Origin of the sequence: Nocardia sp. NBC_01499, from assembly GCF_045040275.1 — a bacterium.
Classification (GTDB): domain Bacteria; phylum Actinomycetota; class Actinomycetes; order Mycobacteriales; family Mycobacteriaceae; genus Nocardia.
In genome coordinates, this window is record NZ_CP109426.1 from 6,970,690 (window position 1) to 6,995,112 (window position 24,423).

Below are 24,423 nucleotides of genomic sequence, written 5' to 3' on the forward strand. Positions count from 1 at the left end.
TGTCCGCGATCTTGTCGGTGCGACCGGCTCGATTTCATGACGTGAAAAGTACTGTGTCCAACATTGGCATTGCCGACAACCAGCGGGCTGACAACGATGGTGTCATCGGCGGACTTCCACCGATCCACTTATGTTGGTGCGAAATGACATTGGAGGACAGACATGCCTATGCGCGCTCCCGGTTCTCAGCTCGCCGTGCTCAGCCAGAGTGGCTCGACCCTGAGCTTCTTCGACCTCGACACCGGCCACCGCACCCACCTCGTCGACGTCCTGCCCCAGGGCCACGAACTGTGCTTCGATCCAACGCGGCGGGTGGTGTACGCGAGCCACACCTACCGCTCGGGGCACTACCTCGCACACGAGGAGAAGGGCCACGAGATCACCGTGGTCGACGTGGACACCCACGCGATCGTCGAGGTCATCGACCTCGCACCCGAACACGCACCGCACGGCCTCCAACTCGACCCGGCCCGGCAACTGCTCTACGTCAGTGTCGAGGAGGGACCGAACGGCCCGGGGGGTTTGATCGCCGTCGACCAAACCACCAATAAGCCGATCGACCGATATTCGGCGGAGGCGCCGGTGCCGCACTGGGCCGTGCTCACCCCGGACGGGCGCAAGGCGTATACCGCGAACAAGAAGGCCCCGTACATCTCGGTTCTCGACCTCGCCGACGGTGGTCAGGTACGCCGCGTTCCGGTCACCGGCAGCGAGGGCCTCGCGTTGTCGCCCAACGGATCACGGCTGTTCGTGGCCACACCGACCTTCTTCGTCCCCGTTGATCCCGGCGCCGAGGTCGACATCATCGAGGTCGTCGCGGTCGCGACCGACGAGATCGTGCACCGCATCCGGCTGTCGAACGCGCCGGGCCCGGTGCACGTGACCGCCGACGAGAAACTGCTCGTCGCACAGTGGCCGCGCGCCGCCGACGGCGACGGATTCGAGACCCGCAACGGATGGCTCTCGATCTTCGACGCCGTCAGCTACCGGCCCCTCGCCGAATTCGAGGTCGGCATCGGCCCGATCAACATCACCGCCACGCCCGACGGCGCGACGGCGTTCGTCTCCAACCTGCACTCGGGCACCGTGAGCGTGATCGACCTGCACACCTACCAGGTGGCGGACACCCTCGAAGTCGACCGTGGCGCGCAATCACCAGCGGGCCAGGGGATCTCGAACCAGGGCGCGCACGGTATGGCCTTCATCCCGCCTCGTCACTGAGCACCGTCCCGGCGCACGGACCGGCTGCTGAACAGGTAGGAATCGCCCTTCTCGACAATGACGTCGTGCACGGCTCCGCTGACCATGATGGCGGGCGATTCGCCGGGATTCGTACTGACGATCAATGCGTAAGCGTCCGAGGTGAACCCACCGTCGTCGGCGTGGGCCAGCCGGATCTGACCGAACCAGTGCCGTCGCCGCGCCTGCCGATCCGGTCGGGTGCGATTGTGCTCGACGAGATCGTCGAGGATGGCCTTGCGCGTACGCACCGGTGGACGACCCGCCGCATAGACAAGCTCCGCGTCGTCGGTGAACAGTGCCGCGGCCTCCTCGAACCTCTCCTCGTCGAGCGCCGCGGCCAGGGCCGCATACAACCGCTGGACCGCAATATAGGTACCGTCGCCGACTGCAGACATTGTCATCTCCCTGTGGTTATATCTGGCTGGTAGACACCACTATTCGCCGCCGGCGCCCGCGCGGATAAGAGTCTGTGGGCCCAAGTCGACCCTGCTGCCCGGCGCGCGGCTGCCACCGAAACCGGCAGCACCGCTTGATAACTGGTAATGCGGTAGCTTGCCTTCCATGCAATCCATCGACCTCAATCTGCTGACCGCGTTGGACGCGTTGCTCGACGAACGCAGCGTCACCGCGGCAGCCGAGCGATTGCATACCTCCCCGCCGACCATGAGCCGGACCCTCAGCCGGTTGCGCCGCGTATTCCACGATCCGCTGCTGGTGCGCGCCGGGCGGGAAATGGTGCTTACCCCGCGTGCCGTAGCCCTGCGCGAGCAGGTGCAGGCGCTGGTCGGCCAGGCTCAGCAACTGTTCGACAGCGGTGGTGAGACCGAGCTGAGCAGTGTCACCAAGACTTTCACGGTACAGATCAACGACATACTGGTTGGCACCATCGTCAACCCACTGCTCGCCGGGGTACGCGCGAAGGCACCCGGCCTGACACTGCGCTTCGTCACGGAGGAAGTCGAGGGTTCCACCTCACTGCGCGACGGCGCGGTCGACCTCGAGATCGGTGTGATCAGCAGTGCCGCTCCGGACATCTACCACCAGGAACTCATCACGGATCGGATGGTGTCGGTGGTGCGCGCGAACCACCCGCTGCTGACCGGTGCGCTGACGCCACACCGGTACGCCGAGGCGCAGCACCTCAGCGCGTCACGGCGCGGCAAGCTGCGCGGTCCGGTCGACGAGAAGCTCGCCGAACTGGGTTTGCACCGGCAGGTCGTCACGGCCGTCCCGAGCTGGGTGGCCTCCATGCACGTGGTCGCCAGCAGCGACCTCATCGGTCTCGCCCCGGAAAAACTGAGCCGGCAGACCGTCGCATTGCTCGACCTGCGCACCTTCCTCATACCGTTCGATCTGCCGCCCGTGGTCGTCTCGCAGGCCTGGCACGCCAGATATCAGGTCGACCCCGCGCACGCCTGGCTACGGCACTGCGTCAACGCCAGCATCGTCGAGCTCGACGGACAATCGCCGGTCATGACCGCCGTTGCCGGTGCTCCGCCGCGAACAGCGGAGCACCGGTAGGGATTACGCGACCGGGAGCGGATTCTGGCCGAGTCGCTGACCGTTCCTGGCTGTCGTGCGCACGGCATCGAATCCGTAAACCGTCATCTCTTTTTCATAGTCACCCAGGGCGTCGAGCACCGGTCGGCCCGCGATGATCTCCGCGATCCGCGCGGTAAGGAGGTTCGCGTCGCGCAACGCGACACTGGTGCCCATGCCGCCGACCGGACTCATCGTGTGGATCGCGTCGCCCATGAACGTGACCGGCCCGGTCGGCCACGGCTCGATCGGGACGCTCGTCCGCAGGAAATTCAGCAGCAGCGTGTCCGCGTCCCAGGTGCGCACGATCCGTTTGACCATCGGATGCCAGGAATCGATGAGGCGCAGCGTCATTCGCTTCAGGTCGGACTGCGACATCGCCCGGAGTTCCTCATCGGACCACGGCAGGTGCCGGTGATGAATACCGAAGGTGCACACCATGTAGTCGTCGACCTGGGTCAGCCGACCGTGCGGTGCGATCCGCTCGGCGGTATCGGTGACCGGCCCGCGCGGCTGGTGCGGCGCGACGCCGATGAAACTCTTGTCCGGACCGACGAACAGGGTCATCACCGTGTACATGTCGTCGGTGAAGAGCTCGCGGGTGCTGTCGGTGAGCGGAATCTTCCCGTAGAGCTGGCGCAGGCCGGTGTCGACCAGGTCGGTCTGCGGCAGGAATTGCTGGCGCACAGGGGAATTCACGCCGTCCGCCGCGACCAGGATGTCGCAGCGCGCGCTGGTTCCGTCGGCGAAACGCACGATGACCTCGTCATTGGTCACCTCGAAGGAGGCGAACGCCTTACCGAAGTGCACGCTGCCCTCGATGCCGGTCGTGAGAATCTCCCGCAGCGTCATCCGATCGACCGAGAGATGGACGCCTTCGTTGAGGATCGTCGTATTGGATATCGGCACCGCGTGGTGATCGAACATGAGCCGCTCGGGCAGCGGAACACCGGCCGTCGCTAGAAACAGCTCGTACAGATCCGCGGGCAGGATCTCGGCCAGCGCGTCGACACCCTGCTGCTCCATATGCACCCGGTAGCCCTGCATTCTCGAATTCAACGCATTGTCCCGCTCATAGATGTCGACGCCGACATCCAATGTGCGCAGGCCCTGTGCGAGGGAAAGTCCGGCGGGGCCTGCGCCGATGATGATGATCCGAGGAGAACTCATTTCGTACTCTTCCGGTCGGTCTCGGTGGTTTCCACCGGGCTGAGTACAAGGACGGGAATGGCGCGGGTGGTCGCCTGCTGGTAGGCGTGATAGTCCGGCCAGACCGCGGTGGCACGCTGCCACCAGGCCGACTTTTCGTCGTCGAAGACCTCGCGAGCGACGAAGTCCCTGGTGATCGCGCCGTCCTGGAGTTCGACCAACGGATGCGCGGTGGCGTTGTAATACCAGCTCGGGTTTTCCGGAGCCCCGCGGCGCGACGCCACCACCGCGTATTCGCCGTCGTATTCGACGCGCAGCAGTGGGGTCCGGCGCAGATTGCCGGTCTGTCTACCCTTGGTGGTCAACAGGACGATGGGCCGTCCGTACATGGTTCCCCCTTCCGCCCCGGACGAGTCCTTGAACATTTCGGCTTGGGCGCGTGCGTTGGGCGCGACGCTCGGTTCGTAATCGCCGTCGAGTGGCATGGTCGATGTCCTGTTTCTGATAGTCGATGCAATGACGAGTTCCGATGGAATAATCGCGCGAAGAATCGGGGCGGCGACAGGGCTTACGGCCCCAATCGCGGTCGGGCACATCTTGCGGACAAACAGCACGGCACGGTCAGCGCACGTAGTGAACGTGCGGACCGTGCCGTGCGCGGAAATCTGATTCAGGTGTGTGATTCGTCAGCGCACGCCGACCTTGTCCTTGGCGGCAGCACCCTCGGGCGCGCCCGGAGCGACGCGGCCGGGCAGCCAGGAGGCGATGATCAGCGTGGCGACCACGAGAATCCCGCCGACGACCCAGAAGCCGATGTTCGTCGCATAGCTGAAGGCATCGCGCACCGCCGCGCCGTTAGCGCCCGCCGTGCGCAGCACCGCGCCGACATCGCGACCGTCGGTGGACATGCCCGACTCCGACAGCCGGTGGCTGAACATCCCACCGACCAGCGTGCCGAACAGTGCCAGGCCGAGCGCACCGCCGAACTCCCGGGAGAAGCTGTTCAGGCCGGTGCCGGTGCCCATCTGGGCGGGCGGCAGCGAGGACACGATCGCCGAGGACAGCGCCGGGTTCGACAGCGCGGCACCGGCGCCGATGAGCAGCAGGAACACCAGGTAGACCGGGTAGCTCGTGGTGGCCGTGCAGAAACCGAGCAGCACGAGTCCGAGGGCGAGGCAGAGCAGTCCGCCGACCACCATCGCACGGTTGCCGAACCGCTGGCCGAGCTTCGGCGTTACCCGGGCGAGCAGTGCCATGAGCAGGGCGAGCGGGACAACGGCGAAGCCGGCGACCATCGCCGAGTAGCCCTTGATACTCATCAGATACTGGCCGTTGAAGTAGAACATCGCGTACATCGCCAGGAACGAGCAGCACACCCCGATCGCACCGGCCCGGGCACCGGGAACACCGAACACCCTCGGGTCGAGCAGCGGCTCGGCCTGCCGCAGTTCGTACCGGACGAAGACGATGCCGAAGACGACGGCCAGCACCAGGGCGCCGACGACCACGGGCTGGGTCCAGCCGAGTGCGCGTCCCTCGATCACCGCGAACATCACCGCGAACACCGTCACGATGAGCGTGGCGGAGCCGCCCGCGTCGATCCGGCGCATGTGACCGGGAACCGAGGGAGCTGCGTAGGCGAGCACGATGGCAAGGATGATGGCGAACGGCGCTGCCACGACGAACAGGATCTGCCAGTCGAAGTACTGCAGGATTACCCCGCCCGCGACATTGCCGAGCACCCCGCCGACCGCGGTCATGGAGGTCCAGATCGCCACGGCGTGCTCGCGGCGTTCCGGCGGATAGGCCGCCATCATCAGCGGCAGGCTGCTCGGCAGGATCAGTGCCGCACCCAACCCGGTCAGGCCGCGGCCCGCGATGACGAGTGCCACGGTGGGCACCACCGCCGAAATCAGCGAGCCGGCGGCCAGGATCACCAAACCGGTCAGCATCATGCGTTTGCGGCCGAGCTTGTCACCCAGCGCGCCACCAGGGATGAGCAGGCAGCCGAAGACGATCAGGTAGGCGTCGATAATCCAGAGCACGGCCGTCGATGACGGGTGCAGCGCGCTGGTCGCCAATTTGCCGATGGCCAGGTTCACCGAGGCGCCTAAACCGAATACAAGCGCCGTACTGGCGCATATAGAGAATGTAGTGATCTGCTTTTTCATCGCCATCTCTTTCAGAATGGATTAGGAGTTCGGTATCAAAGGTAAAGCCGGGCAAGGGCTTTCAACAATGACAACCTTCGCAATCCACGATTGCCTGAGATGAAATCAACTCGGCGATGGCCAGGTCAGGGCACACACGCAGGCGGGCCCGGATCAGTGCTCGAGACACTGATCCGGGCCCGCCCGCATCCGATATGACGACCGAGGGTGACGTCGACCCTCGGCCGGAAATTACCGCACTCCGGCCACCCTGGGAAACAGCGACGCTGCTGTCTCCCGAGCGATGGCTACACGATCGGAATCCGTGAACAACTCCGTGGATTCCAATGCTTTCCGCCACCCACCAAGCAGGTGTGGTGGCATGAACGGAGCGTCTGACGCATATACAAGGCGGTCGGCGCTGACCATATCCAGTAATGCGCGTAACTGGCGTGGCACAACGGGCCCAGCCAAGTCGTAATACAGCTTTTCGAGATCTCGTTGGATATCGCCGTCGAACCCGGCGACGAGTGCGGGGGCCAGAGCGATCATGCGATCGGCGAGTACCGGTAGTGCCGCGCCGGCATGCGACACTATCAACCGCAGATTCCGGAATTTGTCCAATGCGCCGGACAGAATCAGGTCCACTATCGCACGGGTCGTGTCGAGCGGGAATTCCGCTACGACTCCGGGCACACCGAGCGACCCCTCGGATTCGCACGGTGAGCACGGATGCATCAGTACCGGCCTGCCCCGGCGATCCAATTCCTCCCACACCGGTAGGAATTGCGGATCGCCAGGACTGTGACCTGCCCAATTGCTGAACACGATGAAGCCGTCCACCGCGAGTTCGTCCACGCAGTAGGCCACTTCGGTCAAGGTCGCCGGCACATCCGGCAGGGGTAGGCAGCCGTAGAGTCCGAATTCCGGGGCATCGCGCACGATCTCCGCCCCGGCCTCGTTGACCTGCCTGGCCAGCCGGATCGCGGCCGGCCGATCCCCGAACCACACGCCGGGCGACGGTACGCCGAGCACCGCGGCCGCGGCACCGGCCTTGGCCAGGGATTCCCTGGCCGACACGATCGACCACGGCGGCAGACCGCGCATACCATCGCGGAATCGGGGCGGTGCCGCCGTCCATGTCGCACGGAATACGTCCGGAACGAAATGGGCGTGGACATCGATCCAGCCTGCTTCCGTTGTCATTGCCATCTCATTTCATCTCAGCTGATTTCGTTGTCATCCCATCGACAGCGCCGACACCATGCCCTCGAGTTCGCGCACGGCCCAGTGCTCGACGACCTTGCCGCCTGCGATTCTCAGTACGTGTGTCGCACGCACGGTCATCCGTCGGCCGGTCGGCTCGGCCTCCCGGAACGGGCCGGTATTCGTGCCGGTCACGAATTCCGAAACGACGACTCTGTCGTTTTCCGCGATCACGTGCTCGGTGGCGATCCGGACATCGGGGAAGGCGCGTTTGAAGGTCACCGCGGCATCGATGAGTTGTTCGCGCTCGAAGGCGTTCCTGCCGAACATGGGGCTGTGATCGACCAGGTCATCGGCGATCAGCTCGCCGATCACCGCGGTGTCCGCGACCTCCAATGCGGTGAACAATCGCTTCGTAAGGACCTTGTTGGCCTCGGCCTCGAATGTGCTCATGCCCTGACCTCCACTCGGTCGCGACCGCGCTCGCGCGGCACCCACGGTGCCGCCTCGGGCGCGCCGACGATATTGCGCAGCGTGCCGATGCCGTCGATCGTCAATTCGACGACGTCACCGGGTTGTAGCTTTCTGTCCAATTCCCAGCCACTGCCGCCGGCCACGGTGCCGGTGCCGATGACTTCGCCGGGTACCAGCGGTTCGGACCGGGAGGCATAGGAAAGAATTTCCTCGATGCTCCAGATGATGTCCCCGCTGTTGCCGCTCGACCACAGTTCGCCATTGATCCGTGCGGTCATCGGCAGATTCCGGATATCGATCTCATCGGTGGTGACCACCCAGGGGCCGATCGCGCTGGCGAAGTCCTTGCCCTTGGCCGGGCCGAGCCGACCTTCCATCTCCTTGCGCAGCAGGTTCCGCACGCTGAAATCATTGAAAATGGTGACGCCGAACAGGACATCGGCGGCATTGTCCGGCGTGAGATCCACGCCTCGCTTCCCGATCACCAAGCCGAGTTCGAGCTCGTAGTCCATGTGTTCGCATTCGCCGGGCCAGACGATCTGCGCGCCGTCCCCGACGATGGTGGACGGGTTGATCTTGAAGTACAGCGGCACCTGGAACCAGACATCCGGCGCGGTCGCCTCGTGGTTCTTGAAGGCATTGAAGTCGCGCAACACCGGCGGGTCGACCGGCGATATCCAGTTCACCTCCTCTCCATCGATCATCGTGGTGTCATCGGCATGTGCGTGTACTCGCCGCACGGTGTCGATGAAGTGATCGCCGAACTCCAGTGCCTCGGTGAGGCTTCCGGGGAATTGCGCACGGGCGAGCGCGCGGGCCATGCGGGGTGTGGCGCCGCCGTCGATCAACAACTCGACGTAGGCCGTGGCCAGGTCAAGGATGGCGACCCCGTCGGGATTCGGGTGTACCGAAACCAAGCGCGGCTGCGGACCGTCCGGTGTATCTCGAAGTATTCGACCGAATTTCATTGCTTCCTCCTATGTATCTCTATGCGTGGCAGCGCAGCGGATGCCCGGCGAATTCAGTCATCATCGGAGCTATTTCCTTGCGCTGCAGCGGAGTTCCCAGCGGCTCACCGCGCAGTTCGGAATAGGTGCGCGCGATATTCGCCACGATCCGCTCCGAATCGGTCCACTCGGCGTATTTGCCGAGATCGACGGTGCGGGCCACCTCCAACGGGGTGAGTCCCTTGGCATAGCCGGCAGTCGCGGCCTGCTCGACGAGGTCGAAATATGCTGATACCTCGTCGAATATGGACGCATCGGTCGGCGCACCGTGTCCGGCCACCACCACCGACGGTGCCAGCGCGCGCACCAACTCCAGTGCCTTGCGGGTACCCGCCAGGGAACCGTCGGTGATGACGGGTGTGCACCCGTTCATGACGATGTCCCCGGCGAAGAGCACCTTCTGATCCGGAAGCCACACCACGACGTCGCCGACGGTGTGCGCGGGCGCCACCGAGATCAGCTGCACCTCGAGGTCACCGAGATTAATCGTCAGCCGATCGTCGAAACAGAGGCTCGGCGGGGTGATCCGAATTTCACCCCACTCGACGGTGGAGAAGTAGGGCAGGACCGCGAGGCCCTCGCTCAGTACCTTCCGCCGACAGGCCTCGTGACCGACCACCACCGCATTCGAGAACACGTAGTTGCCGAAGGTGTGATCGCCGTGATGGTGAGTGTTGACCACATATTGCACCGGTTTGTCGGTGACTCTTTCGATTTCGGCGAGCAGTCGGCGGGTGCGGCGCTCGGTGAAGCAAGTGTCGACAACGAGGACGCTGTCGTCGCCGACGATGACGCCGCTGTTGTTCAGACCCCAGCCCCAATCCGGCTGTGTCAGTAGGTGAATGCCGGGCAGGATCTCGGCAAGGGTGCCGAGCTCGGCGACCTGATGGGCGTGCGTCGCGGTCACGATGACGCTCCCGTCTCCGACGGTGACAGGCTGCCGAGTCGCGTGATCCCGGCCATTCTCGCCACCCTGGCGCCGAGTTGGCGACAGGTCTCCAGATCGGATTCGTGCATCTGGTCGGGCCCGACGTCGGCGAACGACTGGGCAGCCGCGCCGAGGAAGAAGCCGAGGCGATTGAGGTCGTTCTCGCTCGACGCGCTGGTATTCCACCCTGGTTCGATCGCGAGGCTGACCCAGTTCATGCCGTGCTGGCCCGCCAGCACGATCATCGACATCAGCGCGTGCAGTTTGTCGCCGCTCTTGCATCCCGAGTTGACGAATCCCGCGGCGAGCTTGTCCCGCCAGGCGCCGCGATACCAGCGCTTCGAGGTGGATTCGGCGAATCGCTGGAACTCGGCCGAGACGTTACCCATGAAGGTCGAGCTCCCGAAGATGACGGCATCGCTGTCGTCCAGGTGCTGCCATTGCTGCTCGGTGATCGCGTCCACCGATATCAGGTGACTGATCGCCCCGGCCGATTGCACACCTTCGCTGACCGCCCTGGCGAGCGCTGCGGTATGGCCCGATCGAGAGTGGTAGACAATCGCTACCTCGACCGCGTCCATCACAGACCAGCCGTTCGAGCCGCGGACTGCAAGGGCTTTCCGTCCAAGGCGCCGATGAACTGCTCGAGCATCGCGACGGTAGCCGCCGCGGTGTCGGTCGCGCCGTACACATAGAAGTCGGGGCGCACCAGCACGGCGACCGCGTCGAGTTCGTCGAACCAATCCCCGTACGTGCCATCGATATCGAGGATCGGGGCCGCGGAGTCCGCGTCGCCGACCTGCGCGACGTGCACGCCCAAGTAGTCGAGCTCGGTGCGCAGCCGACCTTCGAGGGCCGCGGTGACCTCGGCTGTCCTGGTGACGAGAACCCAGCCGTAGCCGACGAATTCGTCGAACAGCCCGGTCCGCCCGCCGACCTCGACGGTGCCCTGAATGCTCTGGGTTCCGGCAGCCGGATCGTCGGGGTGCGCGAACGCCTTCGGTCCCGGCCGCTCGGCCCTCGGCGCCTCGAGGGACGGATCGGCCATCTCGGCCTTCATCCGCGCATTACGCCGCTCGATCTCTTCCGGATCCAGAATGATGCACGGCAGGCCGATCTGCCTGGCGCGGTCGATCCAGCCCTGCGCGTTGGCCTTGCGGTCCTCGGTGAAGCTGTCCAGCAGCGCGGGGGCGGCGAGATTGCGCAGCACCATGTCCAGCCGCCAGACCAGGGTCGCCGCATCACGGATACCCGAGCACATGCCCTGACCGGCGAACGGCCACATCACGTGCGCGGCATCGCCGATGATGAAGCAGTTCCCCGCCTGCCAGGTATCGGCCATGACTTCGCGGAACGGGAAGATCGGGTGCTGCAGGACGATGAAATCGTCCGGCCCGCCCCACGGCGAGAGCAATTCCCAGACCTTGTCATCGGTGAAGTCCGCGGCGGTCTCGTTCTCGAAAACCTGGAATTCGAAGCGCCGGTGCGATTTACCGAGCTGGAAGAGGCAGCCGGGGCGAACCGGGTCCGCGAACTGCCCGTTCTCGAACTCGAACGACATCGGGTGCTTTTCCGCGACATCGATGACCAGGCGATCCGGCCCACTGGTGCCATTGGTGACGGTGATGCCGAGTGCCTGCCGCACAAAGCTGTTCGCACCGTCGGCGCCGACCACGTACTTGCCGCGTACCTCGCGACGGTTACCCGCCGCGTCTTCGAAGACGACCACGGAGAAGTCCTCGCCCTGCCGCAGCTCGACGGCGCGGTGCCCGAAACTCACCTCGACATTGCCCGATCCGACGGCGGCCCGGTGGATCGCGGCCTCCACATGGGGCTGGTAATAGATCCAGTGCGCCCGCCAGCCGTGCCGACCCATGTGACTCCAGTCGTAACTGGTCAGCAATTCGCCGTCGAATGCGGTGGTCCTGATGTCGTACATTTCCCAGGGGAGCGCATCGTCCCGGATTTCAGCGCCGGCACCGATGCGATCCATCGTTCGCATGATTTCATCGTCGAGATGAGCTGCTCGCGGCATGCCCGCGATATTCTCGTGCGCCTCGAAAGCCGCAACTTTGTAACCGGCCTGGCCGCACAATGCACTGAATGCTTGTCCGACAGGACCGTAACCGACCAGCACCACATCGTAGGTTTCCACGGATGTCTGCTCCTTCTAACGAATTCGGATTGTCGGAAGTATCATTTCGGTTCCCGGCCACCTGCGCCCAGGGCCCAGAGGCCTCATCCGCGCCTCGGCGGCGAGCCGTTTCGCCAGGGTCGGTCGTGTTTAGGTCCGCAGACCCTCTCGGAACCGATCGACGCCTGCGAATATTTTGGAAGGGCCGATTTCGAGGCGGCCCGCTGGCCGATCGAGGGGATATCACCCATGGGGCAAAACAATCGAGTTGTCATAACCGGTACCGGCGTTGTCGCGCCACGAGGTATAGGAGTTAAACAATTCTGGGAAACCATGACGAACGGGCAGACGGCAACGCGCCGGATCTCGTTCTTCGACGCAAGTAATTTCCGATCCAAAGTCGCCGCCGAATGCGATTTCGCACCTGCCGAGCACGGTCTGACCGCGCAGCAGATCGACCGGATGGGACGTGCGACGCAGTTCGCCTATGTCGCCGCGGTCGAGGCGCTCGAGATGTCGGGATTCGAAGTCACCGAAGAGAATTCGAGCCGGTTCGGCGTCAGCGTCGGCAGTGCGGTCGGTTCGGTGCGCGAGCTCGACGCCAACTATCGGGCGCTCAGCGACGACGGCAGGCTGTGGGAACTCGACCACCATTACGCGTCGCCGCACCTGCTCGATTACCAATCCACCGGCGCGACGGTCCGCGAGATCGCCTGGCTGACCGGCGCGCAGGGACCGTCGGCGATGATCTCGGCGGGCTGCACGTCCGGCCTCGATACCATCGGCCACGCCTTTCAACTGATCCAGGAAGGCAGCGCGGACACGGTCATCGCTGGCGCGACCGACGCTCCCATCACGCCGATCACCGCCGCCTGCTTCGACGCGATCAAGGCGACGACGCGCGACAACGACGATGCGGAGCATGCCTCCAAGCCGTTCGACCGGCGGCGTAACGGATTCGTCCTCGGCGAGGGCGCGGCGATGTTCGTCCTGGAGAACTACGAGACGGCCAAGGCGCGCGGCGCCGACATCATCGCCGAGGTCGGTGGCTTCGCCTCCCGTTGCAATGCGCACCACATGACCGGCCTACTGCCCGATGGTAAGGAAATGGCCGAGTCCATCCGGGACGCCATGCGGCAGGCCAGGGTCGATGCCAGTGACATCGACTACATCAATGCGCACGGATCAGGTACCAAGCAGAATGACCGGCACGAAACGGCCGCGTACAAGCGCAGCCTCGGCAATGCCGCCTACGAAACACCGGTCAGTTCCATCAAATCCATGATCGGGCATTCGCTCGGCGCCATCGGGTCGATCGAATTGGCGGCCTGTGCACTTGCCATCCGGCACGGGGTGATTCCGCCGACCGCGAATCTGCACGAACCCGATCCAGAATGCGATCTCGACTATGTGCCGTTGATCGCTCGCGAACAGCGAACCGATGTCGTATTGAGCGTCGGTAGCGGTTTCGGCGGATTTCAGAGTGCCGCGATCCTGACGAGAGAAGGCAGGTAAACAGTGATCACCGAGGACACTCCCGTCATCACCGGTATCGGGGTCATCACCCCGACCGGAGCCGGGCTCACCGAGTTCTGGGAGTCCGCCAGGTCGGGCCGTAGCGGAATCAAGGGCATCACGCGGTTCTCCGTCGATAAGTACCCGAGCCGTATCGGTGGTCAGATCGACGATTTCGACCCGGCGGCACACATCCCGAGTCGGCTGCGCCCGCAAACCGACCGGAGCACGCAGCTCGCGCTCGTTGCGACGGACTGGGCGCTTGCCGCGGCGGAGATCGACCCGACCGAATTCGACGAATACGCAGGGTCGGTGGTCAATGCGAATGCCATCGGCGGTGCTGAATTCATTCAGAACGAACTCTTCCGATTGTGGCGGCGCGGGCCCGAGTACGTGACCGCCTATATGTCCTATGCCTGGTTCCACGGCGTGAACACCGGTCAGATCTCGATCAAGAATCAGCTGAAGGGTTCGGCCGGCGTCGTCGTCACCGGACAGGCGGGCGGAATCGATGCGGTGGGGCAGGCGCGCCGCCGCCTGCGCTCCGGTCAGCGGTTCGTCGTCACCGGCGGCGCCGATGCGCCGATCTGCCCGTACGGCCTGGTTGCCGGGATTTCGGGTGGCTACCTGAGCCGATCGGACGATCCGGCGGCCGCCTATCGGCCATTCGCCGACAAGGCCGATGGATATGTGCTCGGGGAGGGCTGCGCGATGATGGTGCTCGAGCCGCTCGGTGCGGCAAAGAGCCGCAATGCCAAGGCAATTCGTGCGGCGATCACCGGATACAGTTCCACTTTCGATCCGGCCCCGTCGACAGGTAAGCCGTCGACGTTGTCCGTGGCGGCCAGGGCCGCGATCGCGGACGCCGGTCTCACGCCCGACCAGATCGATGTGGTGTTCGCCGACGGTGCGGGCATCGCGACCGCCGATGCGGTGGAAGCCGCGGCGATCCGTGAGCTGTTCGGCCCGCACGGCGTGCCGGTGACCGTGCCAAAGGCGGCGACCGGCCGGATGTATGCCGCGGGCTCGGCGGTCGACATCGTCGCCGCGGTGATGGCCATCGAGCACAACGAGATTCCGCCGACCGTCGGCACCATCGAGGCCGCCGCCGACTACTGGATCGACCTCGTCACCGGAACGTCGCGCGCGGTCACCGTCGAGCACGCGCTGGTGCTCGCACACGACGAGAACGGTTTCAATGCCGCCCTTGTCGTCTCCGCCTGCTGATCAATCGAAATGCAAGTAACCGTAACAAGAAAGGGAAATGCCATGACTACCTCCTTCGATATCGACACGCTGCGTGAAATTCTCCTCGAATGCGCGGGTGAGCTGGAAGGCATCGAACAGATCGACAATATCGCCGATACCGAGTTCGACGACCTCGGCTATGACTCGATCGCGCTGCTGGAAACCGCCGCCCGGGTCGAGCAGCGCTTCGGAATCAAGATCTCCGATGACGCTTTCGACGAGCTGACCACACCGCGCGCATTCGTCGAGTATGTCGTCGCGGAGCTCGTACCGGCCGAGGAGCTGTTGTCGGGGACGGTCAGTGCCTGAAGTACCGCTCGCCGAGATCGCGGTTCGGATCGGTTACGCCGATCCGAACCGCGATGCTCACCACGCCGACAGGACAAGTCATGAACCAGCTCAATGCCTCGGTATTGCGGGCGCCGACCACCGTTCGCCCGATCACCTTGAACGCCAATGGGATAACGCTGTCGGCATTGCTCGATGAGCCGGTGTCGACGCCGCCGCGTGCCACCATCGTCGCGCTGCACGGCGCGGGGATGTCGGCCGGGTATTTCCACGGCCAGGCCCATCCCGACCTGTCCCTGTTCGAGATCGCCACCCGCCTGGGTTACACCGTGCTGTCGGTGGATCGGCCGGGTTACCGGATGTCGGCCGATCGGCTGCCCGAGGGGCAGTCGGTTGCCGAGCAGGCCGAGACCGTCCTCGCCGGTATCCGGGATTTCACCGGGCGCTACGACATCGGTGACGGATTCTTCCTGCTCGGCCACTCGCTCGGCGCCAAGGTCGCGTTGACGATCGGGGCGGCCGATCCGGCCGGTCTGCTCGGTGTCGATGTCTCCGGATGCGGATACCGCTACGTACCAATGGAATCCGTGCCGGGCAGCCGTCGAAGACAGTGGATCCGGCACTGGGGATCGCTGCAGCTCTACCCGCTGAACACCTTCAGATCCAGCAGCGCGCTGATCAGCTCGCCGCCGCCGCGTGAGTTGGGCGACGTGCTCGGCTGGACCGGCCGCCTCGCCGAACTGGCGCCGCGCGTCCGCGTGCCCGTTCGCTTCACCTTCGCCGAGTTCGAGGGCTGGTGGCGCCATGCGGAGCAGGACCTCGCGGAACTGCGGTCGCTGTTCGCCGCCGCGCCGAGGGTGAGCACCGAGCGCATTCCCAAGGCGGGGCACAACATCAGCCTCGGTTGGGCCGCCCGCACCTACCACTTGCAGGCATTGGCGTACTTCGAGAGTTGCCTGCTCGACGGGGTCGCGGCCAGAAATGCCACATATCAGACAGAAAGGACCTCATCATGATCGAGAAGAGCGCGCTCACCGAGATAGTCGACATCGAGGACATCGCACGCCTCGACGAACTCCGGTGGCTGAAGGACCTCGTTCGGACCGGTCCGGATCCGAAGGCGACCGAGCGCCAGCACGCGAAGGGCAAACTCACCGCGCGCGAGCGGATCGAGCGACTGCTCGACGAGGGCTCTTTCACCGAGATAGAGCCGCTGCGCCGCCATCGCGCAACGGGTTTCGGCCTCGACGACAATAAGCCCTATACCGACGGCGTCGTGACCGGATGGGGCACCGTGCACGGGCGTACCACATTTGTCTACGCCCATGATTTCCGGATCTTCGGCGGTGCGCTGGGTGAGGCGCATGCCCAGAAGATCCATAAGGTCATGAACTTGGCCTTGGCCGCGGGGGCGCCCCTGGTATCCCTCAATGATGGTGCGGGCGCCCGAATTCAGGAGGGGGTCACCGCGCTCGCCGGATACGGCGGGATCTTTCAAGCGAATACCAGGGCCTCCGGTGTCATTCCACAGATCAGTGTGATGTTGGGGCCGTGTGCCGGTGGGGCGGCCTACTCGCCCGCGCTGACGGATTTCGTCTTCATGGTTCGCGACATCTCCCAGATGTTCATTACCGGCCCCGATGTCGTCAAGGCCGTCACCGGTGAGTCGGTGACGCAGAACGAGCTCGGCGGGGCCGATGTGCACGCCGAGGTATCCGGTGTCGCGCATTTCGCCTACGACGACGAGGACACCTGTCTCGAGGACGTCCGGTATCTGCTGTCGTTCCTCCCGCAGCACAACCGCGACACACCGCCGGACGAACCGACGACGGATTCGCCCGACCGCCGCTGCGACGTACTGAACGATGTGGTGCCGACCGATGGCAGCCGACCTTACGACATGCTCGATGTCATCGAGGAGCTCGTCGACGATGGCGCCTATCTGGAAATCCAGGAGCGCTGGGCAACCAATATTGTTGTCGCGCTGGCCAGGATGGGCGGGAAGGTTGTCGGCATCGTCGCGAACCAGCCGAAGAATCAGGCGGGTGTGCTCGACATCCACGCCAGCGAGAAGGCGGCCCGGTTCGTGCAGATGTGCGATTCCTTCAATATCCCGTTGATCACCCTGCTCGATGTGCCCGGCTTTCTTCCCGGCGTCGATCAGGAGCACGGCGGGATAATCCGGCACGGAGCCAAGCTCCTCTACGCGTATTGCAACGCGACGGTGCCGCGCATCTCCGTGGTCCTGCGTAAAGCGTACGGGGGCGCCTACATCGTGATGGATTCGCGCAGCGTCGGCACCGACCTGGCGCTGGCCTGGCCCAACAACGAAATCGCGGTGATGGGTCCGGAAGGGGCGGCCAATGTCATCTTCCGTAAGAAGATCGCGGCCGCCGACCACCCGGAAGCCATGCGCGCGCAACTGGTTCGCAAATACAAGGACGAGCTGATGCATCCGTATTACGCCGCCGAGCGTGGCTTGATCGACGATGTGATCGAACCCGCCGAGACGCGGGCCGTGCTCATCCGGTCGTTGGCGATGCTCGGGTCCAAACATGCCGATCTGCCTGTGCGTAAGCACGGCAATCCGCCGCAGTGAGAGGTGGTGTCGTGATGTCCGATCCCGAAGTCGTGCTCCGCATCGACGCCCCGCTCGATGACCATTCCATAGCGGCGGTGGTGGTCGCGTTGCTCTGCGCGCGCGATCCCGCGACCGCGACCGTGTTACGACCAGTCCAATGGCGACCAGTCAGCTATCCCAATCCGATGAGTTGGCGAGATGGTGCGCAGCACGGCGCGCCGCCGGGTTCTCGATGAGCTTCGAAGATGTGCCGCATCGCCTGAGCGGTGCGGCACATCGGCGTAATTCCGGACGGACGGCACACTTTCGCATCGGCAACGCGCGCTGCGGGCGTCTTCATCGCCGATTCGTCATGAGCGCGAGATCGCGCTTCAGATCGAACCGAGGATCTTGCGGCGATCCCATCGTGCCCAGCCACATGGCGATGGCCTCGCCACGGTGTGCGACATCCAGTTTGGCGAACAGCCGATTGATGTGATTCTTGACGGTCTTCTGGCTCAGAAACAGTTCCGCCGCGATTTCGGCATTACTCAGCCCTCGCGATATGCAGTCCATTATCTCGCCCTCCCGCCTGGACAGCCTGCTGCGCACCGGATTACCGTCGCCGTCGGGCGCATTGCGCTGCATCAGCCGAACCAGCTGGCTCAGTAGATTGCTCGCCGGTGCGGACATATGCCCGAGCCCCTCGGCCGCCGACGACACACCATGACCGAGCTCGCGGTGGGTGTAGTAACCGGCGACCAGGATATTGAAGACATTGTTCTGTGCGGCAACGAATATGGCGTCCTGGTCCGCGTCGTCGAGGACCAGTACCACCTTCGCCTGTTCGGCCAATCTCGGCATTTCGGCAAGATCGGCATAGTCGGCGGTGCCGACGTGCCACAGCAGAACCACTGTGGCGGAATATGATCCGCTCCGCAAACAGGTCGCCGGGTCGAGTGCCATCCTGACCTTCGACAACGCATCGACGGAAGCGGCAAGCAGCAAGCCAGCGAACTCCTCACGCTTGGCATGGCTTCTGGATAGCACGATTATTTCGGTTCGATCAGTGCTGCGACCAGACACGTGGGCCGCCCCCTCTCGTACAACATCAGAAACACTCGGTCGATGCCGGTTCCCGATCCGGGAATCCGAGTCGTCGACATGTATCGAGGTTCGCCGACCGCGCTTACAGATCGCTTTCACTTGCCTGCCTTATGACAGTCATCGAATTACGCTGGCCGCGACCAGCGCGAACGCGAGTTCGGCGGTACGGGTAGCTAGTCGACTGCCGCGGCAGATCGCCGCCGGTATTTTGCGGGTCGAGCGGCCCGCACGCGTCGGTGGTTGCGACACCTGCTGTCGACCAGTGGATCTGGTGTCCGATTTAGGGGGAGGCCACGGTCGCCGAGCTTCGATTCAGCAAAGAACATTGCCTCGACATCCTGATGGTCTTCTGCTATTTGTGTTGCTAGGCAATAGATTTCGCTTGGGTCTCGCGAAGGGTAGGTTCGGCGGTCTTGCATGAGCCTGAGGGGGGAAGTCCGGACTTTCGGCTGCTCGGTCCGCTCGCTGTCACCATCGGTGAGCGGGCTGCCCTGCCGGCGGCGGGCAAGCTCCGAATCCTCTTGGTAGCGTTGCTGTTGCGCTCGAATCGGGTAGTCGCCAGCGATCGCCTCGCCCAGTGGTTGTGGGAGGACGGGGAAAAGGTCGCGAATCCCCGTGCCGCACTGCACACCTACATTCGACGATTACGCGCGACCCTGGAGGATCCCGATCTGATCGAAACCTCCGCCGCCGGGTACTCCATCCGGGCCGACGCGGGCACCCTCGATCTCATCCGGTTCCGCGAGCTCGCCACCCGGGCCAAGGCGACGGCGGAGCCGCAGCAACGTGCGCAGTTGCTCGACGCGGCGCTGAAGCTGTGGCGGGGGCCGGTGCTGGAGGACATCCCCTCCGAATCCCTCAGGAACGACTTCGGCCACGCGCTGACCGAGGAATTGCTGCAGGTTCGCGAACAGTATTTCGATGTCGAGATGCGCCTCGGCAGGCATGCGATGCTGATCAGGGACCTGCGTGAGGCCGCGATCGAAAACCCACTGCGCGAACGGCTCTGGGAACAGCTCATGCTCGCGCTGTACCGGGCCGGTCGCCAAGCCGAGGCGCTCGACGTATACCAGCAGGTGCGCGGTTTCCTCATCGAGCGTCTCGGCACCGAGCCCTCGGATCACCTGCGCACACTGCATCAGCGGATTCTCACCTCGGATCCGAGCCTGGTCGATCTGGGGATCGAACACGGCGACGAGCCGGCAACGTCGTCGACACCGTCGGCCGCACCAAGGCAGCTGCCCCCGGCCGTCGTCGGATTCACCGGGCGGGAGGCCCAGGTGGCCGCCGCCGAAGCGGTGCTGCGCAAGACCGGTGATTTCGGGGGCGTGCCGATAGTCAGCTTCTCGGGATCGCCCGGCGTCGGGAAGTCGGCGTTGGCGATCCACCTCGCGCACCGCGTGCGCGACTGCTATCCCGATGGTCAGCTCTATGTGAACCTGCACGGCCACGGTAGCGGCCAACCGGCCACCCCGGCCTCGGTCATCGCGCAATTCCTCAGGGCGATGGGGACTCCCACCAACGGAATACCGTTGGATGTGGAGGAGCAGTTGAACATGTTCCGCTCGTTGCTCGCAGACAAGCGGGTACTGCTGGTGTTGGACAATGCGATCAACGCCGCCCAGATCGAGATGCTGTTGCCCGGCACCGATAGCTGCGGGGTCATCGTCACGGCGCGCCGTAGGTTGAGCGGTCTTGCCGTCTCCTACGGCGCGCACGCCATCCACGTCGATACGCTGACACCGGTCGAGTCGCGCGCTCTGGTGCTCAAAACGACTGCCACAGTGGGGCTTTCGCTCACCCCAGCGCTGGCCGACGCGCTCGCGGAGTTGTGTGCCCATCTCCCGCTCGCCCTGCGCATCGCGCTGGCCAACCTGATCGGCGCACCCAACCCTGAGCCCGAGCTGTTCGTCGACGATCTGCGCGACGGCAACAGGCTGGCCGCCTTCACCGTCGACGATGACACCGAAAGCGCTGTCTCCGCGGCATTCTTGCTGTCCTACGAGGCCCTGGCCAGTGACGAGCGCCGGGCATTCCAGCTGCTCGGTCTGGTGCCAGGTCCGGACTTCGCGGCAGGCACACTCGCCGCGCTCGGTGACATCACGGTCGCGGCGGCGCGCCGACTGCTCGACCGGCTGGCGGGGGCCAATCTGCTGCAGCCGGATGCCCCCGGCCGGTTCAGCTTCCACGACCTGTTGCGCCGATTCGCGCGGGACCGAATCCAGGTCGAATCCGGGCAGGACCTGGTCGAGCCCGCCCTGCAGCGGCTCGGCTCCTGGTATTGGGCGATGGTGGACGCGGCGGCGCGGGTGCTGCATCGTGACTTCGTCCGGTTGCCCGCGCCCCCGCTGGAGTTCGTCGCCGAGACCCTGCCCGCCGATGCGGATCAGGCGATGGCCTGGCTGCTTGCCGAGCAGTCGAATCTCGTTGCGGCCATACAGTTTTTCGCCAGAACCGAACCGTACCGGTTCTCCTGGCATCTCGCCGACGGGCTGCGTGGCTACTTCTGGACGGGCAACCATCGCATGGACTGGCTGGAGTCGACCAATGCGGCGCTGGACAGCGCGGTGGCCGCGGGCGATCCACAGGCCACCGCCGCGATGTACCGCAGCCTGGCGAACCTGTACACCACCATGGGCCAGTATCCGCGCGCGCTCGAGTTCTATGCCCAGGCGCTCGACATCCACCGTCGACAGCACCAGGTGGAGGAAGCCGCCGCGATCTTGAACAATATGGGGCTCGTCTATCTCAGCAGCGGCCGCATCGACGAGCTCGAGCAGGTGTGTCAGGAAGCGCTGGTCCTGGAAACCGAGCTCGGCGATCAACGCACCATGGCGACCACGCTCGGCCTGCTCGGGTCGGTGCACGCCAGTCGTGGCCGGATGACCATGGCGATGGAGGTTTTCGAGCGTTGCCTGCTGCTCGCCCGAGAGCTCGGCATACAGCACATCGAGGGCTACGGCCTGCGCGGCATGGCGCTTGCCTGCTATGAACTGGGTGATCTCGATGCCGCCGAGGCGCATTGCGCACAGGCGATGGCCGTCGCGCAGCGCATCGGGTCGTCCTACGACCGCAGCATCGCGCTGTACAGTTCGGCGCTCATCGCACTCGAGCGCGGCAATACCGAGGCCGCCCGTCGCGAGGCCGAAGAGGCGATCCAGACGTTCGTCGACTGCGGCGACCGCACCTATGAGATCGAAACCATCTGCCTGCTGGTGGCGCTCGACGTCGAGCAGGGTGCGTGGTCGAGCATGGCGCAACGCGCGCGGCACGCGCTGTCCGCCGGGCGCGAGATCGGCTATGCCAACGGGATCGCCACGTCCGCGGCCTGGCTCGCGCTCGCCGAGTTCTTCATGGGCGAGGAGGAGCGGGCCATGGAGTACGTGCGCACGGCGCACGAAACGGTCACCGCCGGAATAGATCCCATCGCCGAGAGCAAGGTGCAGCTGCTGCTCGGTCACCTGCATCTGCACGCGCGGAATCCGGCCGAATCCATCCGCTGCGCCGAACGAGCCCTCGATATCTGCCGGACCAGCGACCAGCGTCTTCGCCTGGCCGACGCCGAGCGACTGCTGGACGCGGCCAGGGCGAACGAGCCCGCGTCGGTCACCGTGTCGGCCGTGCTGCGGCCCGTGCATGTGGTGCGTGAAAGGGGTTGATCGTAGTGAACTCGAAGTGGCACCGGGACGATTCGGCGCGGGCGTCGTCGAACGGGCGCTTGCATTCGCTGGCCGCGGCCGCCGCCGGCAATGTGCTCGAGTGGTACGACTGGGCCTGCTACAGCGTGTTCGCGCTGATTCTCGCGCCCCAGTTCTTCCCGGACAGCGCGCCGACGACCGCGCTGCTGGCCACCCTGGCCATCTTCGCGGTCGGCTTCTTCTTCCGTCCCGTCGGCGGTGTGCTGCTCGGCGCCTATGCCGACCGGCACGGCCGGGCGCCCGCGCTGACCGTGTCCGTATTCCTCATGGCCGCGGGCAATCTGCTCATCGCGGGTGCGCCGACGCACGCCACGATCGGGGTGTTCGCGCCGCTGCTGCTGCTCACGGCCCGGGTCGCGCAGGGGTTGTCGTCCGGGGGCGAGGCCGCCGCCATGACCACCTATGTCGTGGAGTCGGCGCCGACGGGGCGGCGGGGGCTGTACGCCAGCGCCATTCATGTCAGCAGCACGATCGGGACCTTGGCGGCGACGGTGCTCGCGCTGGTTCTGCACAATGCCCTCGGTTCGGCGGAGCTCGCGGACTGGGGCTGGCGAATTCCGTTCGGAATCGGTGCGATCGCCGGTCTCTACGTGCTCTACCTGCGCTGGCGTCTACGCGAGACACCCGTCTTCGAGCAGGCCCGCACCCATCCCGCCACCGTCTCGCGGGTCGGCGCGCTGCGCGAGAGTCGTGGCTCGATGCTGCGGGTGGCGGGCATCACCGCGGGTCTGACGGTGTCCTTCTATACGTTCTCGGCGTATCTGCCCGCGTTCGCGCAGCACGCGCACGGAATGTCGGCGAACCATGCCTGGTTCGCGTCGCTGTGTGCGCAGCTGGTGTTCGTCGCGGCCGTGCCCCTGCTCGGGATGGTGTCCGACCGGTTCGGCCCGCGAAAGTTGTTGCTGGTGTTCGGCATCGGATCGGCGCTGCTCGCGCCGGTCGCGCTCGAGTTCCTGGAATCGTCGGAGCTCGCGCTGCTGGCCGCGATGGTGATGATGCTGCTGCTCTACGGCTGCGGGGCGGTCGCGATGCCGGTCGTCGTCACCGCGATGTTCCCGACCGCGGTCCGCTCGACCGGTATCGGCGTGCCGTACGCGTTGATCGTCGCGGCCGCCGGTGGCTCGGCGCCATATCTCATCGAATACCTCAGCGAACACCATGCGGTGCATGTCTATACCGGGTACGTCGCGCTGCTGTGCCTGATCACCGCGGCCAGTGCGGGGCTCGGTCGTTTCCGATCCGCCGGGATGGCCGATGGCTCAGCCGGCCGCGGCGATCGGCTCCAGGCCGCGCAGGTGCCCCAGGATGAGCTCGAGAATCTGCGGTGAGAGTTCCGGCGGGAAAATGTGGCCGAGGTCGTCGAGCTCGATCAGGGTCGCGTCCGGGATCGCCGCGGCGAGTGCGCGCCCGTGGTCGATGGACAGGATCGGGTCTCGTCGTCCGTGGATCACCAGGGTGCGCACCGCGACGGTGCGCAGTCGTGCCTGATACGGGGCGGTGCGCCGCAGTGCCCGGGCATGATTCAGGGTGGTGTCGGGGCCGGCGGACCGCGCGGCGGCGCGGGTGAGCAGGGTGCGCCAGTACGATTCGTCGAACGGCGCGTGCTGGCCGACCAGTTGCCGCCAGCCGTCCATCGCGTCCTCGATCGCGTATTCCGTTGTCGTGGTGGCAGTTTCCGCAACAGAGTCGGCGGACTCGGTGGCGTCGTCGTCGGGCGTTGGCGGCTCTGGCGACGAGGACAGCAGCACCAGGGATCGCACCAGCGCGGCATTGTCGAGGGCGAGCAGCTGGGCAACGATGCCGCCCGCCGACTGGCCGACCACGTGTGCCGGGCCACCGGCGATCGTGCGGACCACCTCGGCGGCGTCCTGTGCGAGCTGGGTGAGATCGTACGGATTCCGGGTGAAGTCGACCCCGGCCGAACGACCGGTATCGCGATGGTCGTACCGCACGACGAAATACCCGACGGCCGCGAGTTCCGCGCACAGGGTATCGGGCCAAATGATGCCCTGCGCCATACCGCCCATAATGAGCAGAACCGGCGGATCGCGTCGATCGCCGAATGTCTCGGTCCACAGCCGAAGGCCGTCCCTTGTCGTCATGAATTGCTCTATACGAGAAGGTGTATTCGAGTTGTCAGCCACAATTCCCACTCTCACCGGTACGACAGAGCCGAGG

The 24,423-nt window shown here is 65.1% G+C and carries 22 protein-coding genes; 10 read left to right on the plus strand and 12 right to left on the minus strand.

The genetic code is table 11. The features are described 5' to 3' along the window. Positions 1 to 162 precede the first annotated feature (162 nt). Positions 163 to 1,221 (plus strand): YncE family protein, encoded by a 1,059-nt coding sequence (locus OG203_RS31915; RefSeq protein WP_405160938.1) that lies wholly within the window; start codon positions 163 to 165, stop codon positions 1,219 to 1,221. Here OG203_RS31915 and OG203_RS31920 read toward each other — a convergent pair. After that, positions 1,215 to 1,637: a nuclear transport factor 2 family protein gene (locus tag OG203_RS31920; RefSeq protein ID WP_405160939.1), complete on the minus strand. Its 423-nt coding sequence runs from the start codon at positions 1,635 to 1,637 to the stop codon at positions 1,215 to 1,217. The two genes, OG203_RS31915 and OG203_RS31920, sit on opposite strands and share 7 nt — an antisense overlap. Positions 1,638 to 1,803: 166 nt before the next feature. Here OG203_RS31920 and OG203_RS31925 point away from each other — a divergent pair, with 166 nt between their 5' ends. Next, positions 1,804 to 2,763, plus strand: coding sequence for a LysR family transcriptional regulator (locus tag OG203_RS31925; protein WP_405160940.1), 960 nt, complete (start codon positions 1,804 to 1,806; stop codon positions 2,761 to 2,763). A gap of 3 nt (positions 2,764 to 2,766) precedes the next feature. On the opposite strand, the gene OG203_RS31930 is transcribed toward OG203_RS31925, so the two are convergent. From OG203_RS31930 to OG203_RS31970, 9 genes are all read right to left on the minus strand, one after another. Further along, positions 2,767 to 3,951 carry an FAD-dependent oxidoreductase gene (locus tag OG203_RS31930; RefSeq protein ID WP_405160941.1) on the minus strand — a complete coding sequence of 395 codons (1,185 nt, stop codon included), beginning with the start codon at positions 3,949 to 3,951 and terminating at the stop codon, positions 2,767 to 2,769. Further along, positions 3,948 to 4,415, minus strand: a complete 468-nt coding sequence (locus OG203_RS31935; RefSeq protein ID WP_405160942.1) for a nitroreductase family deazaflavin-dependent oxidoreductase — start codon at positions 4,413 to 4,415, stop codon at positions 3,948 to 3,950. Before OG203_RS31935 ends, OG203_RS31930 begins: the two co-directional genes overlap by 4 nt. Before the next feature lie 201 nt (positions 4,416 to 4,616). Next, complete coding sequence (locus tag OG203_RS31940) at positions 4,617 to 6,107, minus strand: MFS transporter (protein WP_405160943.1); 1,491 nt, start codon at positions 6,105 to 6,107, stop codon at positions 4,617 to 4,619. A 225-nt stretch (positions 6,108 to 6,332) separates the two neighbouring features. Further along, entirely contained in the window at positions 6,333 to 7,286 is a 954-nt protein-coding gene (locus OG203_RS31945; protein WP_405160944.1) for an amidohydrolase family protein, read from the minus strand. A gap of 33 nt (positions 7,287 to 7,319) precedes the next feature. Next, on the minus strand, positions 7,320 to 7,739 hold the full coding sequence (locus OG203_RS31950) for an ester cyclase (protein ID WP_405160945.1): 420 nt from the start codon (positions 7,737 to 7,739) through the stop codon (positions 7,320 to 7,322). Further along, the gene (locus OG203_RS31955; protein WP_405160946.1) at positions 7,736 to 8,728 is read right to left on the minus strand and encodes a fumarylacetoacetate hydrolase family protein; all 993 of its coding nucleotides are present in this window, start codon (positions 8,726 to 8,728) and stop codon (positions 7,736 to 7,738) included. Before OG203_RS31955 ends, OG203_RS31950 begins: the two co-directional genes overlap by 4 nt. A gap of 19 nt (positions 8,729 to 8,747) precedes the next feature. Beyond that, positions 8,748 to 9,674 (minus strand): MBL fold metallo-hydrolase, encoded by a 927-nt coding sequence (locus tag OG203_RS31960; RefSeq protein WP_405160947.1) that lies wholly within the window; start codon positions 9,672 to 9,674, stop codon positions 8,748 to 8,750. After that, positions 9,671 to 10,276, minus strand: coding sequence for a flavodoxin family protein (locus OG203_RS31965; protein WP_405168067.1), 606 nt, complete (start codon positions 10,274 to 10,276; stop codon positions 9,671 to 9,673). Before OG203_RS31965 ends, OG203_RS31960 begins: the two co-directional genes overlap by 4 nt. Next, complete coding sequence (locus tag OG203_RS31970; RefSeq protein ID WP_405160948.1) at positions 10,276 to 11,850, minus strand: bifunctional 3-(3-hydroxy-phenyl)propionate/3-hydroxycinnamic acid hydroxylase; 1,575 nt, start codon at positions 11,848 to 11,850, stop codon at positions 10,276 to 10,278. Before OG203_RS31970 ends, OG203_RS31965 begins: the two co-directional genes overlap by 1 nt. 228 nt (positions 11,851 to 12,078) lie before the next feature. Here OG203_RS31970 and OG203_RS31975 point away from each other — a divergent pair, with 228 nt between their 5' ends. From OG203_RS31975 to OG203_RS32000, 6 genes are all read left to right on the plus strand, one after another. Continuing rightward, positions 12,079 to 13,344, plus strand: a complete 1,266-nt coding sequence (locus tag OG203_RS31975) for a beta-ketoacyl-[acyl-carrier-protein] synthase family protein (RefSeq protein WP_405160949.1) — start codon at positions 12,079 to 12,081, stop codon at positions 13,342 to 13,344. 3 nt (positions 13,345 to 13,347) lie between these two features. Further along, a complete protein-coding gene (locus OG203_RS31980; RefSeq protein ID WP_405160950.1) occupies positions 13,348 to 14,571 on the plus strand; it encodes a beta-ketoacyl synthase N-terminal-like domain-containing protein in 1,224 nt (407 codons plus the stop codon). A 42-nt stretch (positions 14,572 to 14,613) separates the two neighbouring features. Continuing rightward, the gene (locus OG203_RS31985; RefSeq protein ID WP_405160951.1) at positions 14,614 to 14,901 is read left to right on the plus strand and encodes an acyl carrier protein; all 288 of its coding nucleotides are present in this window, start codon (positions 14,614 to 14,616) and stop codon (positions 14,899 to 14,901) included. An 80-nt stretch (positions 14,902 to 14,981) separates the two neighbouring features. Then, positions 14,982 to 15,896, plus strand: a complete 915-nt coding sequence (locus OG203_RS31990) for an alpha/beta fold hydrolase (protein WP_405160952.1) — start codon at positions 14,982 to 14,984, stop codon at positions 15,894 to 15,896. Beyond that, entirely contained in the window at positions 15,893 to 17,479 is a 1,587-nt protein-coding gene (locus OG203_RS31995; RefSeq protein WP_405160953.1) for an acyl-CoA carboxylase subunit beta, read from the plus strand. The genes OG203_RS31990 and OG203_RS31995 overlap by 4 nt, the downstream gene beginning before the upstream one ends. A 14-nt stretch (positions 17,480 to 17,493) precedes the next feature. After that, on the plus strand, positions 17,494 to 17,697 hold the full coding sequence (locus OG203_RS32000; RefSeq protein ID WP_405160954.1) for a hypothetical protein: 204 nt from the start codon (positions 17,494 to 17,496) through the stop codon (positions 17,695 to 17,697). 100 nt (positions 17,698 to 17,797) lie between these two features. Here the strand turns inward: OG203_RS32000 and OG203_RS32005 are convergent, their stop codons facing one another. Further along, the gene (locus OG203_RS32005) at positions 17,798 to 18,355 is read right to left on the minus strand and encodes a LuxR C-terminal-related transcriptional regulator (RefSeq protein ID WP_405160955.1); all 558 of its coding nucleotides are present in this window, start codon (positions 18,353 to 18,355) and stop codon (positions 17,798 to 17,800) included. Between the two features lie 605 nt (positions 18,356 to 18,960). Here OG203_RS32005 and OG203_RS32010 point away from each other — a divergent pair. Both OG203_RS32010 and OG203_RS32015 read left to right on the plus strand, forming a co-directional pair. After that, positions 18,961 to 22,206 carry a BTAD domain-containing putative transcriptional regulator gene (locus OG203_RS32010; protein ID WP_405160956.1) on the plus strand — a complete coding sequence of 1,082 codons (3,246 nt, stop codon included), beginning with the start codon at positions 18,961 to 18,963 and terminating at the stop codon, positions 22,204 to 22,206. A gap of 5 nt (positions 22,207 to 22,211) precedes the next feature. Next, positions 22,212 to 23,573, plus strand: coding sequence for an MFS transporter (locus OG203_RS32015; RefSeq protein WP_405160957.1), 1,362 nt, complete (start codon positions 22,212 to 22,214; stop codon positions 23,571 to 23,573). Here the strand turns inward: OG203_RS32015 and OG203_RS32020 are convergent. Beyond that, complete coding sequence (locus OG203_RS32020) at positions 23,505 to 24,347, minus strand: alpha/beta fold hydrolase (protein WP_405160958.1); 843 nt, start codon at positions 24,345 to 24,347, stop codon at positions 23,505 to 23,507. The genes OG203_RS32015 and OG203_RS32020 overlap by 69 nt on opposite strands. Positions 24,348 to 24,423: the final 76 nt, after the last annotated feature.

What these genes read in the sequence shown, in the direction of transcription:
- OG203_RS31915 (WP_405160938.1), top strand. Translation starts at nt 163, where the DNA reads ATGCCTATGCGCGCTCCCGGTTCTCAGCTCGCCGTGCTCAGCCAGAGT.
- OG203_RS31920 (WP_405160939.1), bottom strand. Translation starts at nt 1,637, where the DNA reads ATGTCTGCAGTCGGCGACGGTACCTATATTGCGGTCCAGCGGTTGTAT.
- OG203_RS31925 (WP_405160940.1), top strand. Translation starts at nt 1,804, where the DNA reads ATGCAATCCATCGACCTCAATCTGCTGACCGCGTTGGACGCGTTGCTC.
- OG203_RS31930 (WP_405160941.1), bottom strand. Translation starts at nt 3,951, where the DNA reads ATGAGTTCTCCTCGGATCATCATCATCGGCGCAGGCCCCGCCGGACTT.
- OG203_RS31935 (WP_405160942.1), bottom strand. Translation starts at nt 4,415, where the DNA reads ATGCCACTCGACGGCGATTACGAACCGAGCGTCGCGCCCAACGCACGC.
- OG203_RS31940 (WP_405160943.1), bottom strand. Translation starts at nt 6,107, where the DNA reads ATGGCGATGAAAAAGCAGATCACTACATTCTCTATATGCGCCAGTACG.
- OG203_RS31945 (WP_405160944.1), bottom strand. Translation starts at nt 7,286, where the DNA reads ATGACAACGGAAGCAGGCTGGATCGATGTCCACGCCCATTTCGTTCCG.
- OG203_RS31950 (WP_405160945.1), bottom strand. Translation starts at nt 7,739, where the DNA reads ATGAGCACATTCGAGGCCGAGGCCAACAAGGTCCTTACGAAGCGATTG.
- OG203_RS31955 (WP_405160946.1), bottom strand. Translation starts at nt 8,728, where the DNA reads ATGAAATTCGGTCGAATACTTCGAGATACACCGGACGGTCCGCAGCCG.
- OG203_RS31965 (WP_405168067.1), bottom strand. Translation starts at nt 10,276, where the DNA reads ATGGACGCGGTCGAGGTAGCGATTGTCTACCACTCTCGATCGGGCCAT.
- OG203_RS31975 (WP_405160949.1), top strand. Translation starts at nt 12,079, where the DNA reads ATGGGGCAAAACAATCGAGTTGTCATAACCGGTACCGGCGTTGTCGCG.
- OG203_RS31985 (WP_405160951.1), top strand. Translation starts at nt 14,614, where the DNA reads ATGACTACCTCCTTCGATATCGACACGCTGCGTGAAATTCTCCTCGAA.
- OG203_RS31990 (WP_405160952.1), top strand. Translation starts at nt 14,982, where the DNA reads ATGAACCAGCTCAATGCCTCGGTATTGCGGGCGCCGACCACCGTTCGC.
- OG203_RS31995 (WP_405160953.1), top strand. Translation starts at nt 15,893, where the DNA reads ATGATCGAGAAGAGCGCGCTCACCGAGATAGTCGACATCGAGGACATC.
- OG203_RS32000 (WP_405160954.1), top strand. Translation starts at nt 17,494, where the DNA reads ATGTCCGATCCCGAAGTCGTGCTCCGCATCGACGCCCCGCTCGATGAC.
- OG203_RS32020 (WP_405160958.1), bottom strand. Translation starts at nt 24,347, where the DNA reads ATGACGACAAGGGACGGCCTTCGGCTGTGGACCGAGACATTCGGCGAT.